The 19,124-nt window shown below is 47.2% G+C and carries 18 protein-coding genes; 14 read left to right on the plus strand and 4 right to left on the minus strand.

What is annotated here, in order from left to right; translation table 11 throughout:
- Positions 1-27 precede the first annotated feature (27 nt).
- The 3 genes from AC1VOR_RS10665 (at position 28) to AC1VOR_RS10675 (ending at position 3,646) form a co-directional block, all read left to right on the plus strand.
- Positions 28-315, plus strand: a complete 288-nt coding sequence (locus AC1VOR_RS10665) for a hypothetical protein (RefSeq protein WP_482617587.1) — start codon at positions 28-30, stop codon at positions 313-315.
- A gap of 126 nt (positions 316-441) precedes the next feature.
- Positions 442-2,073, plus strand: a complete 1,632-nt coding sequence (locus tag AC1VOR_RS10670) for an ATP-binding cassette domain-containing protein (RefSeq protein ID WP_482617717.1) — start codon at positions 442-444, stop codon at positions 2,071-2,073.
- Positions 2,066-3,646, plus strand: coding sequence for an ATP-binding cassette domain-containing protein (locus AC1VOR_RS10675; protein ID WP_482617588.1), 1,581 nt, complete (start codon positions 2,066-2,068; stop codon positions 3,644-3,646). The genes AC1VOR_RS10670 and AC1VOR_RS10675 overlap by 8 nt, the downstream gene beginning before the upstream one ends.
- A 145-nt stretch (positions 3,647-3,791) precedes the next feature.
- On the opposite strand, the gene AC1VOR_RS10680 is transcribed toward AC1VOR_RS10675, so the two are convergent.
- Positions 3,792-5,243, minus strand: coding sequence for a pyridoxal phosphate-dependent decarboxylase family protein (locus AC1VOR_RS10680; RefSeq protein WP_482617589.1), 1,452 nt, complete (start codon positions 5,241-5,243; stop codon positions 3,792-3,794).
- A gap of 137 nt (positions 5,244-5,380) precedes the next feature.
- On the opposite strand from AC1VOR_RS10680, the gene AC1VOR_RS10685 reads away from it, so the two are divergent.
- The 4 genes from AC1VOR_RS10685 to AC1VOR_RS10700 all read left to right on the plus strand — a co-directional run bounded on the left by AC1VOR_RS10685 (position 5,381) and on the right by AC1VOR_RS10700 (position 9,364).
- Positions 5,381-6,307, plus strand: coding sequence for a LysR family transcriptional regulator (locus tag AC1VOR_RS10685; RefSeq protein ID WP_482617591.1), 927 nt, complete (start codon positions 5,381-5,383; stop codon positions 6,305-6,307).
- Positions 6,308-6,538: 231 nt separating this feature from the next.
- A complete protein-coding gene (locus tag AC1VOR_RS10690) occupies positions 6,539-7,651 on the plus strand; it encodes a helix-turn-helix domain-containing protein (RefSeq protein ID WP_482617593.1) in 1,113 nt (370 codons plus the stop codon).
- A gap of 103 nt (positions 7,652-7,754) precedes the next feature.
- Positions 7,755-8,786 carry an ABC transporter substrate-binding protein gene (locus AC1VOR_RS10695; RefSeq protein ID WP_482617595.1) on the plus strand — a complete coding sequence of 344 codons (1,032 nt, stop codon included), beginning with the start codon at positions 7,755-7,757 and terminating at the stop codon, positions 8,784-8,786.
- Positions 8,787-8,791: 5 nt separating this feature from the next.
- Positions 8,792-9,364: a nitroreductase family protein gene (locus AC1VOR_RS10700; RefSeq protein WP_482617597.1), complete on the plus strand. Its 573-nt coding sequence runs from the start codon at positions 8,792-8,794 to the stop codon at positions 9,362-9,364.
- Positions 9,365-9,380: 16 nt separating this feature from the next.
- On the opposite strand, the gene AC1VOR_RS10705 is transcribed toward AC1VOR_RS10700, so the two are convergent.
- The 3 genes from AC1VOR_RS10705 to AC1VOR_RS10715 form a co-directional block, all read right to left on the minus strand.
- Positions 9,381-10,421, minus strand: coding sequence for a phosphotransferase (locus AC1VOR_RS10705; RefSeq protein WP_482617599.1), 1,041 nt, complete (start codon positions 10,419-10,421; stop codon positions 9,381-9,383).
- A 287-nt stretch (positions 10,422-10,708) separates the two neighbouring features.
- Positions 10,709-11,317, minus strand: coding sequence for a zf-HC2 domain-containing protein (locus AC1VOR_RS10710; RefSeq protein WP_482617601.1), 609 nt, complete (start codon positions 11,315-11,317; stop codon positions 10,709-10,711).
- On the minus strand, positions 11,317-11,796 hold the full coding sequence (locus tag AC1VOR_RS10715) for an RNA polymerase sigma factor (RefSeq protein ID WP_482617602.1): 480 nt from the start codon (positions 11,794-11,796) through the stop codon (positions 11,317-11,319). The genes AC1VOR_RS10710 and AC1VOR_RS10715 overlap by 1 nt, the downstream gene beginning before the upstream one ends.
- Positions 11,797-12,110: 314 nt before the next feature.
- Between AC1VOR_RS10715 and AC1VOR_RS10720 the strand changes: the two genes are divergently transcribed.
- The 7 genes from AC1VOR_RS10720 (at position 12,111) to AC1VOR_RS10750 (ending at position 19,116) form a co-directional block, all read left to right on the plus strand.
- Positions 12,111-13,070: a sugar kinase gene (locus tag AC1VOR_RS10720; protein ID WP_482617604.1), complete on the plus strand. Its 960-nt coding sequence runs from the start codon at positions 12,111-12,113 to the stop codon at positions 13,068-13,070.
- A gap of 14 nt (positions 13,071-13,084) precedes the next feature.
- Positions 13,085-14,443: a PTS transporter subunit EIIC gene (locus AC1VOR_RS10725; protein ID WP_059052896.1), complete on the plus strand. Its 1,359-nt coding sequence runs from the start codon at positions 13,085-13,087 to the stop codon at positions 14,441-14,443.
- Between the two features lie 59 nt (positions 14,444-14,502).
- Positions 14,503-16,143, plus strand: a complete 1,641-nt coding sequence (locus AC1VOR_RS10730) for a glycoside hydrolase family protein (protein WP_482617606.1) — start codon at positions 14,503-14,505, stop codon at positions 16,141-16,143.
- Positions 16,144-16,460: 317 nt separating this feature from the next.
- Positions 16,461-17,468, plus strand: coding sequence for a LacI family DNA-binding transcriptional regulator (locus AC1VOR_RS10735; protein ID WP_482617608.1), 1,008 nt, complete (start codon positions 16,461-16,463; stop codon positions 17,466-17,468).
- Positions 17,469-17,544: 76 nt separating this feature from the next.
- Entirely contained in the window at positions 17,545-18,171 is a 627-nt protein-coding gene (gene hxlA / locus AC1VOR_RS10740) for a 3-hexulose-6-phosphate synthase (RefSeq protein ID WP_482617609.1), read from the plus strand.
- A 7-nt stretch (positions 18,172-18,178) separates the two neighbouring features.
- Positions 18,179-18,727 (plus strand): 6-phospho-3-hexuloisomerase, encoded by a 549-nt coding sequence (gene hxlB / locus AC1VOR_RS10745; RefSeq protein WP_482617611.1) that lies wholly within the window; start codon positions 18,179-18,181, stop codon positions 18,725-18,727.
- Between the two features lie 170 nt (positions 18,728-18,897).
- Positions 18,898-19,116 carry a hypothetical protein gene (locus tag AC1VOR_RS10750; protein ID WP_482617612.1) on the plus strand — a complete coding sequence of 73 codons (219 nt, stop codon included), beginning with the start codon at positions 18,898-18,900 and terminating at the stop codon, positions 19,114-19,116.
- The last annotated feature ends 8 nt before the right edge of the window (positions 19,117-19,124 follow it).

The following is a 19,124-nucleotide window of genomic DNA, read 5'->3' on the forward strand; positions in this document are numbered from 1 at the left end:
CTCTTGACCAGTCGGTCAAGAGCTGATATGATGCGGCGGAAATTATCGATAACGGGGAAGGCAGGGAGGGGCCAGAAGTTCTGGCATGTGACCTTGACCGGCGCCTTATCAGTCATCCTCAGCACGATTCGTGTCTCGCTGGGAATAGCGATCTCGGTTCTGTTCTTTACGGAAATCTATGGGACGGAGGATACTGGACTACCGGTTCATGAAGTGGCGGAGATAGGTAGAGTTCGGGTTGTTTCAATTAGCAAACGAGCCTCAGCTTATATGCTGGGGCTCGTTTTTTTACAAGGATGTATTTCTATTTTTTAACTTCGTCTCTTCCAGTTGGAAAGCTGCGAGGTATACCCAATCTTTAGGAGGGGGAGTGTCATTATTTTCCTATTCCATTTATAATAGAAGAATCTGTGAAAAAATGAGGCCAATGGCTTGAGGAAGATGAAGATCAAGATGAAGGAACATAATTATGCTTTGCTTTATAAGGTAGCGGCCGGGAATACGGCTAAGTCTTTGCTGGGTGTACCTTATGGGTTGGTGTCGGCGTTCTTGCTCGCGGACATCATCCAGGCGGCAATGAATACTGAATTTGAACAATTATTACGACAAAGTCTATTGCTTGTGGGAATGGCTATCTGTTATTACGTCATTGACTATATAGTCAGTGTCGCCATGCAGGTTCGGACAGAGGTTGGCAAACATCAGTTGAAGGCAACCCTCCTGAGCGGTTTCCTGAGTCGTTCTATGAAATCGCTATCATCAGAGATTAATAAAGGAGAAGTGATTGAGCGCCTGGAGCATGATGTGAATGAAATTGTGAAATATTTTACAAAAAGTCTACCGGCTTGGTTGGCTGCACTGGTGACTGCTGCGGCTTATGCGGTTTATTTTGCCACCGTGGATGTATGGATTTGCGGGTTATTAATTCTGGCCGCCTTGCTCCATGTCATTCCTCCAGTGTTAATTAAACGGTATATGCGGCAAAATTATCTGGATGCTCGGGAGATTGAGGCACGGCTGACCAACCATGTGCTGGCGGGCTACAGGGGATTTCAGGTTCTGCAAATATACGGTGCCCATGCCTGGTTTCTAAGTAAGCTTAGAAATATACATACGGAATATCATCGTATCGGGAAGAAAGCGGAGAGAACCATTAGCGTTGAGCAAGGGATGACGGCTTCTTTGGAGCACATTATCAAGTTTGGCACTTATGGCCTCGTGGCTATCCTGACGGTGAGAGGGGCAGGCGACTTGAAGGCGGGCCTGGCTGTTTTGGCTTTAAGTACCTCATTTTATCGGGCAGCAGCGCAAATCTTCAATTATATCGCTGAAAGAGCCATATATCTGACTGCTAGATCACGGGTGGAGGGACTTATGGGTTGGATTGAAGAAGAGTCAGCCTTAAGCTTGGTGTCACACAAAGTGGATCAACCTCTGGTGTCCATCGCCCATCTTCCTCTAGGTAGCCCGGGAAGAGAAGTAATTGTAAATCTTTCTATTGAAGATAAGTCCCGAATTCTCCTTCAAGGCCCCAATGGCTCGGGAAAATCAACGCTGCTGAGCGTGTTGCTTCGTCGTAGGTTATATGATAGCGGTAGCATTATGTATAGGGGGAGTGAATTGTCCGGAATTGATGAGGAAGCTTATTTTCAAGAAATTTCCTGGTTGCCTCAGGAGGATTGCCTGCTGTCCATTACGCCAAAGCAGCTATACCAAATGATGTTCCGGGAAGGAACAGACCGATGGTCCGCCATGCTGGCCTGGTCTGAAAGGCTTGGTCTGAACGAAGCTTTGTTGGAGCAACGTCCCATCCGTGATTTATCCGGCGGCGAGCGGAAGAAGGTATACCTCATCGCAGCGCTGCTGAAGCCAGCCTCCCTCACTCTGCTGGATGAACCGGACAATTATTTGGATGCCTCAGCTAGAAGTGTATTACAGCAGTGGCTGAAGCGAACGGATCAAACCTTACTGATAGTTAGCCATGGAGAGGAATTTATCGAGCAAGCAACCATAGTCGTTGAACTGCAACCAAGCTGTATAAATTGGTATAGAAGGAATGGGGAGCATGCGTAACTCAGTAGTCACCCAAGCATTGCGGCACCACAGGTGGACGATTCTGCTTGGAATCATTCAGGGCGTTGTCGGAGGCTATCTGACAATCTTGATCTACCGGATTATCGGGAGTTTTACCAATCAGATCTTGTATCGACCAGAAGAGATGACCTTCCGTTCAGCCGCCTACTTCATCATGGCTTTGTTGGGGAGTATTTTGTTGCTTTCACTTCTGCAATATATCAAGAATATTTTGTTGTTTCGCAATGCTCTGGAGCATGATCATTATATTCTGCACCAGTTCATTCATTTGCCGCCAGAGCGCATCAAGGAATTCAAGGAAGGGGACATGCAATATCGGTTGGAGCGAGATCCTAATGAATTTCGGTTCGCGGTATTAGCTGTGTTCACGAAGATTCCGGTATCGGCTATCGTGGGGGCGGGCATAGTCGTGCAACTGATATGGATTCATATGGGGTATGCGCTGGTCTGTCTGATTGTAGCGGCGATTCCGTTGCTGGCTAACCGGGTGAAGAAGCGGCTAGAAGCTGAATATAAAATGAAGACCAGGGATTACGAGATGAGTAGCCGCAATCTGGAACTGGATATGATACATGGGGCCGGTTATCTCAAGGTATTTCAGCTTGGCTCGGGGTTTCTTAGACTGTTCGCTGAACGCTTCCAGCAATATTACACTTCCCGGCTTCAACATCATATGCGGCTGCAATATATGCTGGAGAAACTTGACTCGTTAACGGGTCTGCTCACGAGTGCCATCATTATCCTGTGTGGTGCGGGGCTTGTGGCAGCGAGTTACATAGAAGCCGGCTATATTATGACGGTCTTTGGCCTGTCAAATACTCTGAAGACCCTATTTCTTGATCTGGATGCAGCACTTAAGAGCTATCATATGATGCAAGTCTATCTTCCCAAATTAAGTGAAATTAGCGAAGGAGAAGCGCGTGCTAACCTCATTCGAGTAGAAGAGGAGCCTCTAGCCTTGCAAGGTCATAATATATGCTTTCAATATGAGGAAGGCCACCCGTTATTAGCGTCAATTGATTTTCAAGTGAGACCTGGTGACAAGGTGGCGATTGTCGGCCCCAACGGCCGAGGTAAATCTACGCTGATCCAGATCATGGCTGGACTGCTTAAGCCCTGTAGCGGGAAGCTTACCGTAAATCATGTAGACCTTTCGCAAATCGATTTGCCTTCTTATTTTGCACAGTATGCTTATGCCGAGCAGTCTCCATATTTATTTGAGGACTCGGTATATAACAATGTGAAGCTAGGTCGCCCCGACGCCAATGACAAGGAAGTTGAAAGGGTATTGGAAAGAACGAACTTATCTCATTTGTCAGCCTTGGGAATGGGGATACAGAACAGTTCGGGAGGAGAGAAGCAACGCATTTCCGTGGCGCGTGCGTTATTAAAGAATAGCCACCTGATTTTTCTGGATGAGCCCTATCATGATCTGGATCAGCAGGGTAAGGAGTTGGTTCGAGAGATGATTACTGCTCCGGGGAAGACGGTTGTCTTTATCTCCCATGAGGATGAACTTACAGCACTGGCGAATCAAGTAATTCGGTTATGATGGGGGCGGGTGCAGATGTTAATATATAACACTGAAAGTATAATCAAGACTCCTCTCTCAGTTTCGCAAATGGAAATGAAAGAGGAGAGAAGAATGTCTAATAGTACCTTTTTGGTCTTGCTGTAAATGTATTACTGAGTTCGTTTTATGAAATACCACCTTCAATACTACATTCAGAATTCCGGCAAATCTCTTTGTAGTAACTATTTAAAAGATTTATTATACTGCATATATCTTCCTTCGTTGTGTCTGGATGAATTGAACAAATCCGTAAAACTTTCTTTCCCTCTATCTGTGTAGTAAAAATACCGGCATAACCGTTTTCAAGTATTTTTTTAGAAATCTGTTGATTGAGCTCGTCTTTTTTTACCTCTGTCATGCCATCTGGGGCATAGCGAAAGTTTAAGATTGCAAGCTGTGGGTACGAAACTATTTCTATATCTTTTTCCTTTTGCAATTCCTTTCCTGCCCATTCTGCAATAGTAAAACCATGTTCTATGGCATCACTCAATGTATCACAACCCAAAACTTGCATAGTGAGCCAGAGTTTAAGTCCTCGCGCGGGTCTTGTTAGCTCCATACCCATATCCCAAGCATTCAGATGGTCATTTTCTGCCTCAAGGTCTTTTAGATATTCGGGGTTAGTAGAGAAAGTATTTATTAAATCTTTGCGATTTTTAACCAATGTCATTCCACAGCCGTAGGTCTGAAACAACCATTTATGTGCGTCCCAACTGAGACTGTCCGAAAGCTCAATACCCTTTAACAAATGCTTGTATTTTTTTGTTAAGAGTACAGATGCACCATATGCTCCATCTACATGCATCCAAAGCCCATATTTTTGACATACAGCAGAAATTTTCTCTAATGGGTCAATGCTTCCGGTATTGGTAGTACCGGCACTGGCGATTACAACAAAAGGAATAAGCCCTGTTGTAATGTCGGTCTGAATCGCATTATTTAATTGCTCCACATCCATCCGAAAATGCGAATCCGTTGGTATTTTGCGAATCCTATTGTTAGTAACTCCGATAATACGAAGTCCCTTTGCAACAGAGCTATGGGTCTGCTCTGAAACATAAGCGACACCTAAATGCTGTGTGTCGTCAGACAAAATCTTATCACGAGCGACGGTCAATGCTGTCATATTAGCCATTGAACCACCTGATACAAATATTCCACCGGGTGTTTGGGTATATCCCACCTGTTTGCAAAACCACCCAATCAATTCTTGTTCAATACAGGTTGCTGCTGGGCAGCTCATCCAACTTCCTGCATGAAGATTATAAGCAGAGGTCATAACCTCACCAATCCAAGATAATGAAGAAGCAGGCCCCGGAACGAAACCAAGATACCGCTGATGATTTACGTTATATCTGTATTTATAAATATCTTCAACCAGTTCGTTTACGACATCTTCCACAGAACGACTTTCTGTTGGAATCCCTATTTTTCGTATTTTTTCAATTTGACGGTCAGCTATCTCGTGGATAACTCTGTTTTCGGATAACTTCTGCTTGTCTTTCCAAAACTTCTGTATAAAATTGTTCACTACTTGTTCTGTGTGGGGGTTTATTATAACTTCTTTTATATCCACAATGTTTTTCCTCGCTTTTTTTGGAAGTATCAAGTTCAAAACTTGATTTTGCTTATAGGTTATAGTAGCATCTGTTTATGTATTTTTAAAATTCATGTATTTAATGATATATATGAAAATAAATAATAGGTGATAGTATGGAATTTAGAAATATAATTACTTTTTTGAAAGTTGCCGCAACACTGAACTTTTCAAAAGCGGGTGAACAATTAGGCTATTCCCAGTCTGCCGTTACCGTCCAAATGCAACAGTTAGAAAAAGAGTTAGGTACAAAGCTTTTTGAGCGTATTGGAAAAAAAGTGTTTTTAACAGAAAAAGGTGAAGCCTTTATTTCTCATGCAAATGAAATTATGAAGGTTACTAATATGGCAAAATCCTTTGCCACAGATACGAATGTTCCTGATGGAATCCTCCGTATAGGAAGTGTCGATTCACTTGCGACTGCGATATTGCCAGAGCTTTTATTTCAGTTTCATCGTGCTTGCCCAAAAGTTGAAGTAATTTTAAAAACAGGTATGTCAGGCGACTTGATTGATATGATAAGGAGTAACGATATTGACTTTTTCCTCACGTTAGACCATAAAATTTATGGTTCTGAATGGGTACGAGCCATGCAGCGAAAAGAAGAGATTGTTTTCGTTACTTCAAGAAAAAATCCTTTAGCATGCGATAAAAAAATTGGCTTGCAAATTATATTAGACCAACCGTTTTTGCTAACCGAAAAAGGAGAGAGTTATCGCTATGGACTGGAAAGCCTATTGTCTGAACAAGATATCTATATCAAGCCTGTATTGGAAATTGGAAACACGGAAACTATTATTCATCTATTAGAGAAAGGAATGGGAGTTTCATTCTTACCTTTTTTCTCTGTACAGGGGGCAATTAATGAAGGGCGATTATCTAGAATTCAAACAGATATTCAATCCATTCAAATGTGGAGCCAACTTCTATATCATAAAAACAAATGGATTACTCCACAAATGGATATCTTTATAAAAATAGCCAGAGAGTTTTTCATGAGAGAAGTAACTGCAGCCATAATACAATCTTCCTCACGCTTATAAAAGAATACCAAAGGAGAAGGGTACATACTCGCTCACATAGGAATAAGGTTGAATAATTAGCACAAGAAGAGCAGGCACTTTCGATCGGAGGTGCTTGTTTTTTTGTTGAGTACAAATAAACAATGTAACGAGATAGCCATAACCTTTGAAATTGCTGAAAATTGCACAGTTTGAATATGCTATAATTCTATTGATAATGATTCTCATAAAGTGGAGACGGTAGGTGCAATCATGAGAAACGGGCATATTCAACAAGCCATGATGTATATAGAGGATCATCTGAACGAGTCCATCAGTCGCTCCGAGTTGGCTGACATTGCAGGTATTAACCCGGATCATTTCTCGCGGATGTTCAAAAAGCAAACGGGGATTAGCCCGAAGGAATATATCACACGCTTACGGATGGAGAAGGCCAAATCCCTCCTCGCCAAGTCGCCTTCGTCCATTATGGAAGTTGCCCGCAGCGTAGGATTTGAGGACCCGTATCATTTCAGCCGCAGGTTCAAGCAAGTCGTTGGTGTAGCTCCTTCAGCTTATATGGCTTCGCCCCAGCTTCGCGTGGTAGCACTCGACGGTTATGGGCATTGTCTGGCGCTTGGTGTGGTGCCTGTTGCGGCTGATGCGCAAGCCATCGGTCAATATGTGCCATGGAAGAAGGATGTCGAGCCCTTGGTCTTATCCGGGGAACGGGATGTGGACAGGGAGCAACTGTCCGCGTTGAAGCCAGATGTCATCATCACGATGAATCGCCATGATGAGCAAGAGTTGGCAGAGGTTGCCCCGGTTGTATTCTTGGACGTGCTGGAGGACCCGATTTATGGGCAACTTGTCAAGCTTGCGGCCGCTCTTGGCAAAGAAGTACAGGCAGCACACTGGATTAAGGAATATGAGGAACGCTGCCATGTGCTGCAAATGCAGCTTGCCAAGGACGGGCAATCACGTCGTGTGGCAATCCTTCGTATCCGAGAGCCACTGCTTCAAATTTACGGCATGCAAAATATGGGCTACCCTTTCTATCGCTCCTTGCAAATGGCTCCTCCCGAGCGAATTCTGCTGCAAACGCTATGCAATGTTCATTTTCATTCCAGTGCTATTAGTATGGAGGAGATTGGATTCTACGAAGCCGAGGATCTGTTCGTGGTAGTACAACCGGAAGAGGGGGCGCGGCAACGGTGGAAGGAGTTGCAGGCCACGCCATCCTTGCGTTCTCATCCAGCTTATCTATCGGGCCGGGTGTATGAGTTGGACGTCAGCCGTTGGCTGGCTTATGATCCTATATCTATTCGTTACCAGATGGAGGAAGCAGCAGGCTTGTTATTATCCAGGGCTTATATGCCGGAATAATCCATCCTTCACGCATCAATTCGCCATGGAGCCGATCTGGTGAGATGATTAAAATATAAGTTGATATTAATAATCATTATCATACAGAAAACGGGAGGGTCCTATGAATTTACATCATGTCTTACACCTGCAACGAAAACCGGGATTTATGCTGTTGCTACTGCTAATAGTGGCATTGCTGGCGACAGCGTGCGGTGCAACAAATACGCCAAGTGGTAGTGGCAATGAGCCGCAGAATGCCGCGACAGAACCAGCACCTGTGGATGAGAAGACTCGCACCGTTGTGGATGATTTGGATCGGGAAGTAGAGGTTCCTGTAAGCCCTGAACGAATTGTTGCCGGAGAGTTTGCTCCCGAGCTACTAACGCTGGGCATCAAGCCGATCGCTTCGGGAGATAACGGATTTAAGGTCATTTATACCTTGGACGAGATGGAAGGGGTGGACCGCATTGGTGATCCGCCTAACCCGGAGAAAATTTTGGAGCTTGATCCTGATCTGATTGTTGCGCCCACCGTATTTCTGGAGATCTATCCAGAGCAGATGGAGCAAATTGCTCGTATTGCCCCAGTGTATTACTTGAGCTTCGACCAGGATCCTATCCATGGCATCTTCGTTAAGCTGGCTGAACTGGTTGGCAAGAGTGAGGAAGCCAAAGCCTGGATTGCCGAGTATGAGCAGGAGGCAGAAGCTGGGCGGGAGCGCTTGGCCGCTGCGATTGGCGACGAAACGGTATCTATTTTCCGGGTGGAGAAGGGGCGGCTGCGGATCTATCTGAACCGGAATTTCGCCGGATACATGCTGCGCAGCAGCTTACAACTTCCGGCACCCGATGCGGTGGCTGCTGAAATCGAGCAGAATCCCAATAGCTCGGCCGTACAAATTTCCATGGAGAAATTACCGGAGTATGCGGGGGACCATCTGTTCATCATTGTGCGTGGAGAAGGCGATGACCTGCAGGCATTTGAAGAGATTAAGGAATCGGGGCTATGGAACAGCCTTGATGCGGTGAAGAACGGGAAGCTGCATTTCCTAGAGACGGACAAGTATTATGGCTCGGATATTGTTACGATCCGGGAGACGATGAAGGAAGCGGTAGAGATGCTGGCTCCGACAAATGCTGACGAGGGGAAATGACCGGGATGGCTCATCGGGAGCAGGATATGAAATTGGCCTCCATCATCCGGGAGCGGAGAACTGTTCGGGATTTTAATGGCCAGCCGCTGGAGCAAGAGGTTATTCACGGCATATTGAGGGATGCTGTATGGGCTCCATTTCACGGGTGGAAGGAGCCGTGGCGGTTCATCCTGTTCACCGGGAATGCTCGAAAACGCTTTGCACAAGCCGTTATCGGAACGTATTCGTCCGAGCTGGCAGAGCGCTGGAGTGACTGGGCGTTCAGGCAATACTGCGAACTGATGCAGGCCCACTTGCTGGTGGTCATAGAAGCTGATCCCCGGCAGAAGTATTGGGAGGATGCCTTCGGAGCGGCTTCGGCTTTGATTCAAAACATTCAATTGCTGGCTTGGGAGCGACAGGTGGGGGTAGTCTGGAAGACCAATGAGTGGAACTGGGACCCATCCTTCCATCAACAGGTTGGGGTGAAGCCCCATGAGCGCATCGTGGGTACTTTGCATCTAGGGTATTTCGATAAAGCGCCCAAGCCTAAGCGGAGAACTCCGGTGGAGGAATTGCTGACAGAGTTCTCCGAATAGAAGCTTGAATGGTTGCTTAAACGCTGCGAATCCAATCCGCTTCCGTGCTGATAAATCGGCAGACGGCTGCGGATTTTCGCGTTTGGTCCCGCAGGACGGTAGCGGGGTCCAACCCTGCTTGATAACGGTTAAGAAAATGCAAGAAGACGTCAAGCTTGCGAAGCTGAAGCAGCTCGGGGAGACAAGCCAACTCGTCGGCTGTAAGCTCTCGCGCCTGACGATACCCGGCGAGCATCTCCACCACCACGGACCTGGAGAGGCCCCCAGGTGCAGATAGCTGCTCGGCCAGACAGACGGCCAGTTCCATCACCCGCAGGTCATGGGTGGCGAACTCGAAGTCGAGCACGGCACTGACGCTCCCACCGTCCATAAGCACGTTGGCGTGGGAGAAGTCGCCATGAATCCATTGCCGCGCAAGGCGGCGGATGGATTCGGCACGGCTGGACAAGGAGGTCAGAATGTCCAGCAAAAAGTTCGCTTCCCCGGCGAGCGAAGCGAGGTCGGGGTCGGCATGATAGAGGCGGCGGGCGCTTTCCGCCGCCTCTATGGTGTCTCCGCCCAGTAATTCGTCATAGGGCGGATAGGCGGGCGCGGCTTTAAGCCGCAGTCCCTCCATGGCCTGCGTAAGCTGGCCCGTGGCGAGACCGTAGGCGTAAGCCAGATGGTGTTGGTCCGGTGTGGGCTTCGCCCCGGACAGGTAGGTGAACAGCGCGGCGAGCTTGCCGTCCGGAGCGATGGTCCAGGTGCCGCCTTGCCTAGTGCGAAGCGGACAAGGTACGGCGAAAGGCAGCTTCTGCTCCGTGAGCAGCAGCAAGAGCTCGTGTTCGGCCGCGAGCCTTTCCGTCGAGCGGTGATTTTCATAGATGCGCAGCACCCGAACCTGCTCGTCCGGAAGCAGCACATACCGAGTCGTATTGTTCATGCCGCTGTCGCGCTCCTCGATTCCAAGGCAAGGAGGAAGCGGGTAGGCTTCAAGAATGGCTTGAATATAGTCATATTCAGGGTGGAGCGTAGTCATCGGTGGGTCCAACTCCTTGGGAACATTTCTTATGAACAAACTATATAAGTTGAACTTATATTTAACGCAAAGAAGCGGACCAGAAAATGTTCTTACGATCGCTGCCCCTCATGGATTTCTTTTATTCAATAAATTCTTATAAGGTAGAAATCCATTCACAAAGGCGAACAAGCATATTCTTCCGATGCAGCTTTCTTGCAGAAAGCTTTGAGCTTCTCCAGAATCATTTTTCTCGCTTGTTTTGCCTTTTCTTTAATTCAACTTATACAGATCATGATTAATGATTATAGCATCGACCAGGGTCCCCTGGCGCGAATAGCCCACCTTTATTGATTGAAATTATCCCCTGTAAACGTAACATCACCATCGTCCAGCCGCAGAATAATCTTGTAATCTTCCCGCTCGAAGCTGTCCAATTGGGTCCCGTACATAAACGACTTATTCTCAGCTTCCAGAAGGGGCGAGGGCATGAGCTGATAAGGCTTAAGAATAGTACCAATTACAGGGCGAATGCCATTCTCGTTAGCCTCCCCATAGATAGGTTCAGTCCGTACGAGCAAGGCCTGGTTATTGGTCAACTCCAAATCAAGCTGCCAAAGGTCTCCTGTAACCTGAGTTTTGTAGACCAGATGATTCTGACTTACAGGAGAGCCTATTGCGATGAAATAAGCCACTACAGCAAGAACCAGGACCAGACCGGCAACGCCCAAAAGTAATTTCCCCGTTATTTTCCTCCGGATTTTCTTGAGAAAATCAATTTCGCGACGGTTTGCAACAGTGGACGGTACATCTGTTGGGGTGGACATTTGAGTATAGATAGCCTGGCAGGCTTTGCATTCCTGCAAATGCTGTCGAATTTCAGCCTCCGTCTCTTTGCTCACCAAGCCGTCTATATAATTAGGCAATAAATCCTGAACGATATGGCATTTAAGCATTAGAGCACCTCCATAAGTTTTTGTTTGGCCCGGTAGAAGTTCACTCGTGCCCAATTTTCGCTTTTGCCCAAGATCTCACCAATTTCGGCAAATGAAAATTCGCCGGATATCCGCATATGTACAACCTCACGCATTGGCTCACTTAGATGATGAATAGCCTTGTACAAATCCATCTTGTGACCGTGGAAGAGGACGGCTTCCTCCGGGGACCTGGACGGCGAAGGAATATCGTCGTGAAGCTCTTGGTGGGTTTGCTTGGTCTTCTTGGCAAGCTCCTGATACCAAATATGCTTGGCAATTTGACATAACCAAACTCGGATTTGGCAAGAGCCATCATAGGTGTTAATGGAATAAACAGCCCGGTAGAATGTCTCCTCCGTGAGTTCCTCAGCCACGTCTGCATCATGGGTCAAACTGAGTAAATACCTATAGACGCTGTTAGCATGATTCTTATAGATTTCCTCCAAATCCTTCGCCATTCGTTCACCCCCTCTCACACTATATATCTATAAAACTAAACTTTCGTTACAAATGAAATAGAAAATATTCAGAGAGTCATCCGTCAAATTTGACATTCGATGAGATTTTTTATTTTAGGTATTGAAAAGCGCTTACATATGATCTATAATCTAGATAAATCGATTTACTAAACCGATTTATTAAAAAGGGGGAAACAATCAACAACCCATTTTGCTTGAAATTGAACAGGATGGGAATTCTGAAGTGGAAGGGGAGATTTATTTTCCAAAATGAATCCATACCCGCAGAAATCCAAAGAAGGGCGAGAAATAAATTGAGTAACTTGGATGGCATTACTTTTGGCGAAGCGATGGCGATGTTTACCGCGGACGAACCGGGTCCATTCCATGAAATTACCCACTATACGCTAGGCTTGGCCGGTGCTGAAATGAACTTTGCGATTGGTTTGGCCAGACTGGGACTGAGGTCCGGATGGGTAAGCCGGGTCGGGGAGGATTCCTTCGGCAAGCTGATTCTGCAACGTCTTCAAGAAGAAGGGGTGGATAGGCAGCATGTTCAGATCGACTCGCAATATCCCACAGGCTTTCAGTTGAAATCCAAGGTGCTGGAGGGAGATCCGGAAATTCAGTATTTTCGGAAAGGTTCTGCCGCAAGCTATATGGGACCGGAACACTTCTCCGAAGAGCATTATCTGAGAGCGGCTCATCTGCATATGACCGGCATTCCGCTGGCTTTATCGGAGCACACCAAGGCTTATGCAGGCACCGTTCTTCGACGCATGAAGGAAGACGGGCGATCCGTTTCCTTTGACCCCAACTTGCGTCCTGCATTATGGAAGTCCGAAGAAGAGATGATTCAGGTGGTGAATGAATTTGCCGTTGAATCGAATTACGTGCTTCCGGGTATAAGTGAGGGACAAATTCTCACGGGTTACGGGGAAGCTCGCGACATCGCTGCTTTCTATCTGGAGCGGGGTGTCGAGCTAGTGATCGTCAAGCTTGGTGCCGGGGGAGCCTATTACCGGAACGCCAGCGAGGAAGGCTATGTTGATCCTTATCCGATTGACCACGCCGTGGATACGGTAGGTGCCGGGGACGGGTTTGCCGTAGGTGTAGTCAGTGCCCTGATCGAGAAGTGCTCGATTGTAGAGGCCGTGCAACGAGGAAATGCTATCGGTTCCCTGGCGGTTCAGTCTCCTGGGGATTATGACGGCTATCCGACGAGAGATCAGCTACAACAATTTATGCAAGCACAACCAATAAGGCAAATTTAGAGGGAGGCCATGAAATGTCGAAAGAACAAGAAGTTGCCAAACAGATTCTTGAGCATATTGGCGGTAAAGAGAATGTGACTTCTGTGGAACACTGTGCAACACGCTTAAGATTGATTTTGAAGGATAAGTCCAAGATTAACGAGAAGAGTATTGATGAAATTGACGGCGTGAAGGGGCAATTCTTCTCCGCAGGACAATATCAAATTATCCTGGGGACAGGCTTCGTGAATAAAGTCTATGATGCATTTGTGGGCGGAGATACCTCCATTCAGAATGATAATAAGGCCGAAGCCTACAAGAATATGACTCTGGTCCAAAAAATATCCAGAACGCTAGGCGACGTCTTCATTCCTATCATTCCTGTGCTGGTTGCGACCGGGCTGTTCATGGGTCTGCGTGGACTGATCACGAACCTTGGCGTTGAATTGAACCCGACCTTCCTGGTCTTTACGCAGGTGTTGACGGATACGGCTTTTGCCTTCCTGCCGGCCCTCGTAGGTTACTCCGTTATGAAGAAATTTGGCGGTTCTCCATTACTCGGGATCGTCATTGGGCTCATGCTGGTCGCACCACAGCTTCCTAATGCGAATGCGGTGGCCAGCGGTACCGTGGAACCACTTCTGTTAAACTTCCTCGGGTTGTCCATTCCGATTACCGGATATCAGGGGTCCGTACTTCCTGCGCTCGTAATCGCTATCTTTGCGGCCAAAATAGAGAAGGGTTTCAAAAAGATTGTACCTGATACGTTATCGCTTATCATTACGCCATTTGCTACGCTGCTCGTCAGTATTTTCTGCGGATTGCTGATCGTGGGTCCATTGATGCACGGGATTGAAGCCATTATCCTGAATGGGTTCCGGGCGATGTTAACCTGGCCACTGGGAATCGGCGGATTTATCATTGGGGCCTTGGACCAATTAATCGTCACCACCGGGGTCCATCATATCTTCAAAGCGCTGGAGATTGAGCTTCTGGCCAAGACGGGCGCCAATGCCTTCAACGCCCTGGTATCCGGAGCGATTGCGGCACAAGGTGGCGCAGCCCTCGCGGTTGCCTTCAAGACAAAGGATCTGAAGAAGAGATCGCTGTATTTCTCCTCCACGATTCCTGCTTTCCTGGGTATTACCGAGCCGGCTATCTTTGGGATTAACCTGCGGTTGGTGAAGCCGTTCGTATTCGGTCTCTTGGGCGGCGGTGTTGCCGGGATCTTCTCCTCCATCGTAGGCTTGCAAGGTACAGGTATGGCCATCACGGTAATTCCGGGAGCCCTGTTATACTTGAACGGACAAATGCTGATGTACATCATTGCCAACCTGATTGGTCTGGGTGTCGCGTTCACCTTAACCTACCTCTTCTTCAAGCATAAGGAATAGCAGGTACGAGTGATTAACATGACAGACAACACGATACTTCATCAGAAGGGAAGGTAAGCATGACACGGCTATATAATAACTTGAAATTACCGGATACCTGGCCTCCCGAGTATAAGGAAACGACCTTGGACCAGCCACTTGCGGCTCCGTATATCAATAATAGGCCGGAAATCATCAATATCGAGGTAGGGCGACAATTGTTCGTCGATGATTTCCTCATCGAAGAGAGCAATCTGGTACGTGAATTCCATCAGCCTGAGCTTGGAGATGCTCCGATCTTCGAACCAACGACACCGCTTGAGTTAAATGAAGGCAATTGCACCTGTGCTTGTCCCTTCAACGATGGCATCTTCTACGACGATGAAGACAAGAAGTTCAAGATGTGGTATCACGCCGGTTGGTTTGATGCGGTGGGTTATGCGGAGAGCGACGACGGAATACATTGGAAGCGGCTCACAGAGCTGCTTCCGGAAAGAACTTCGGAGCGGGTTATCCCGCGCGAATTCGGCACTTTGCGCGACGGTTCAGCCGTATGGCTGGACTATGAAGCCAAGCATCCTGACGAGAAATACAAGATGCTAATCTTCTACCGCAAGTACGACTTCGATGTGCGTTATTATCCCGACAAGCCGAAGCACTCCCACGATATCCCCGGTTCCGTTCCGCCGCTGGAGCGAGCGGTATTATACAAATCAGCCAACGGTATCGATTGGCAGGAAGTGGGCGATGTTGGCCCTTGCGGCGATAATACTACGTTCTTCTATAATCCATTTACGAAGAAATGGGTATTCAGCCTGCGGACCTTCTCTTCGCTGGATAGCCGCATTCGGACCAGGGGTTATTTTGAAACGGATGATTTCTTTGGCGGAACGAATTGGAAGGCCGAGGATATCAAGTTCTGGTCCAGAACCGATATCTATGATATGCCTGACCCGGATATGGGCTACTACACGCAATTGTACAATCTGGATGCCACGCCTTATGAGAGCTTGATGCTGGGAGTATTCAGTGTGTTTATGGGACCTCCCAACAACATCAGCGGCAAGCAGGGATTGCCTAAGATCAATGACATTAAATTAGGCTATAGCCGGGATGGCTTCCATTGGCATCGTCCTACTTATGACAACTTTATTGCCTCTTCGCGGAAGAAGGGATCATGGGACTATGGATATGCTCATGCTGTCAATGGTGTGTGCCTGGTCGTGGAAGATGAAATTTACTTCTACTATTCCTGCTTCTCAGGGGAATCGCCAAAATTCGGATCCCACAAATATTCCGGAGGCAGCCTGGGGTTGGCTAAATTACGCCGGGACGGATTTGCTTCCTTAAGCGATCAAGGTAAGGGCGGCGAAGTGCTGACGACCAAGCTAAGCTTTACCGGGAACCATCTGTTCATCAATGCATCCTGTGAGACGGGCCGGATTTATGCCGAACTGCTGGACGAGAATTCCAAGGTCATCGAGGGCTTTGGCAAGTCGGAGTGTATCCCGGTATCCGGGGATGCTACGAAGATGGAGTTGAAATGGAGCAATAAACGGTTAGAAGACTTAGATACCAACATCATTAAAATTCGTTTCTATTTAGAAAATGCAGCGCTCTATTCCTTCTGGATTTCACCGGATGAAGAGGGGCATAGCAACGGCTATATGGCGGCGGGCGGCCCTGGATTTACCCAGGGACGTGATGTTCCTAAGTTCTGATAAAGATCACATTACCCCCAAATACCCTCTAGACGATGTATGCGTTTAGAGGGTTTAGATTTACGAACTGGATAAGGGCCGCAAGACAAGATACAATAATAAGAGGTAGTTCAACAAGTCAGCTTTTGATCACGAAGCGGGTCAGAAAGTAGATTCGGCGTCGAATCTTGAATTCAGCCGGGTCTTCCGTTGCTCACGTACCCACTACGTACGCTCCGCTACTCAGCCCCTAGCTTTATCCAAGCTTCTTGGTGCTGAAAACCTGACTTTTTGAACACCGATTATCAAGGAGTGATTAAGAAAAAGAGGTCGAGCTTATGGAAAGAGTAACGATGGCGGATGTGGCGAAGGAAGCAGGAGTTTCCAAAAGCACCGTGTCCCAATTTTTGAATAAACGGTATGAATATATGAGTGACGACACCAAGAAGAAGATCGAAGAGGCTGTGAATCAGCTTGGCTACCAGCCTAACTATATCGCTCGCAGCTTGAAGCAGAAGCGGACGTCCATGATCGGCATTATCATAGCGAATATTATGCACCGTTTTTCTACGGAGGTCAGCCGGGCCATTGAGGACTATTTTAACGAATATGACATTCATACGATCTTCTGCAATGCAGATAACGATCCGGAGAAAGAGAAGAAGTATATCGATATGCTGCGTGCCAAGCAGGTGGATGGCCTTATTATTTTTCCTACCGGGCAAAATGTACAGCTTTACGAAAATATGCTGAAGAGCGGTTATCCCGTCGTATTTATGGACCGTAAGGTACAGGGGATTGATATTCCTGCTGTGAAAGTCAACAACTTCGAGTCCACCTATGCCATCATTGAGCACTTGATTAACTATGGGCATGACCGGATTGCTGTTGTGACACAGCCGCTGACCATTTCGACTCGGATTGACCGGATTGAGGGGTATAAGAGCGCGCTTAAAGCTTATGGTAAGTTACTTGATCCAAGGTATATCATCAGTGCAGAAGTATCGCTGATGGGGAATGCGTTGAAGCAGCTTTTTGCCGAGGCGGAGCCGCCGACAGCCCTGTTGGCCGGGAATGACCTGGCCTTTTTGGAGGTGCTGAAATTTGCCAAGGAAGGCAAGCTCAAGGTCGGCCGGGACTTCTCTTTAGCCGTATTTGACAATATTCCATTCGCTGATCTGGTGGACCCTCCGGTTACGATGATTGCGCAGCCTTCCTATGAGATGGGGAAGAAGGCGTCGGACATGCTGTACAAGTTAATCAAGAAGGAAGACACGGCCGTTCAGGATGTGGTGTATAGTTGTGAGCTTGTGGTGAAGGAATCGTCTAGATTAACCAGAGAGTAGGGGCTGCTTTAAGGCATATCAGGGGCCTATCCCCGCCCATTTAATAAACCGATTTAGTTGATAAGGGGCGACAACGATGATGATCCAACTGGCTTTAGATCGCTTGACCATAGAGGAAGCCATACGATTAGCCGAATTGACCGAGGAACACGTAGATTGGCTAGAAGTGGGTACTTCACTTATCAAGGAATATGGGATGGACAGCGTGAGAAGAATGAAGGAACGTTTTCCTGACAAGACCATCCTGGCAGATATGAAAACGATTGATAATGCCAAATATGAATTTGAGCTTTGTTTTGCGGCCGGGGCTGATGTAGTCACGGTGATGGGCGTATCCCCGCTGGCTACGGTGAAGACTTGTTTGCAGACAGCTCAGAGCTTGGGCAAGCAGGTAATGATCGACTTACTGAATACCACGCCTGAGCAGCAACAACGGTTGTTTCAACTGGCCAACCAAGACGTATACTATTGCGAGCATGTCAGCAAGGACGAGCAGGAGGTATCGGGCAAAAGAAATGATTTAGCAGTAGCCAGTTACGGTCCTGAAATTAAGATTGCGGTCGCCGGGGGCATTGATATGGGTTCTCTACCGGGCCTTGTTGTTAAACAGCCCGAGGTAGTCATTATTGGCTCGGCCATTACCAAAGCTGCTGATCCGCATAGTGCCGCAAAAGCATTTAAGGAAGGTTTACAAGGAGGTTAATACAACGATGAACACAACAGAACTGATCTTACAGGAAATTCAGAGCGTGGTAAGCAAGCTCGATAAATCGTGCCTGGACGAAATTGCAGCTATTTTGCAGAACGGTAAGCGGATATTCGTTACGGGGGAAGGCCGCTCGGGATTTATGGCCAAGTCCTTTGCGATGCGCTTAATGCATCTGGGAGCTAATGCTTATGTAGTGGGCGAAACCATTACACCTTCCATCGAAGCGGGTGATGTGTTAATCGCTGTCTCAGGCTCGGGGAAAACGCAAAGTGTCATATGGACCGCGGAAAAAGCGAAAGCAGCCTCCTGCCAGGTGGTTGTGGTGACGACCAATCCAGATTCAGCCTTGGCGTCTCATGCGTCTTTGTTGGCGGTCGTGCCTGCGGCTACGAAATATCGCAACGAGAATGAACCCCCATCTATTCAACCACTAGGCTCGTTGTTTGATCAGAGCATCCACATTATGTTTGATGCCATTTGCTTGATCTATTCCAAGCTGAAGCAGGTCGACCATGAGCAAGCCTTTCAACGACACAGCAATCTGGAGTAGATAATTTCAAGGTGGAGAAATGAAGAAGAGCCGCGCAAGGCGGCTCTATAATTTTACAAACCCTATATCTGCAATAACATGTTGATTCAGACAAGGAAATTTTTCCTTGTTGATTGGGAAACATACGTTTTTGTATAATAAGAACAAATGTTCTTATTGGAGTGATACATATGTTAGATGATCTGGAGCGTAAACTGCTGCGTATTCTTTATAATTTTTCATCACTACACGGACGTATGCCTCGTATGCCCGAGCTGCAGCAAAAGACTGGGCGTCCCAGGGAAGAGATTACTGGAGCCCTACGCGTACTTGTAGAGCAGCAATATATTCTTTGGCCAGACAATCCTGTTCTGGATACCATCACCATTCTCGAAGCGTGGGAAGTTTAGAAATGAAC

It is taken from the genome of Paenibacillus sp. 1SOY10 (assembly GCF_056836745.1).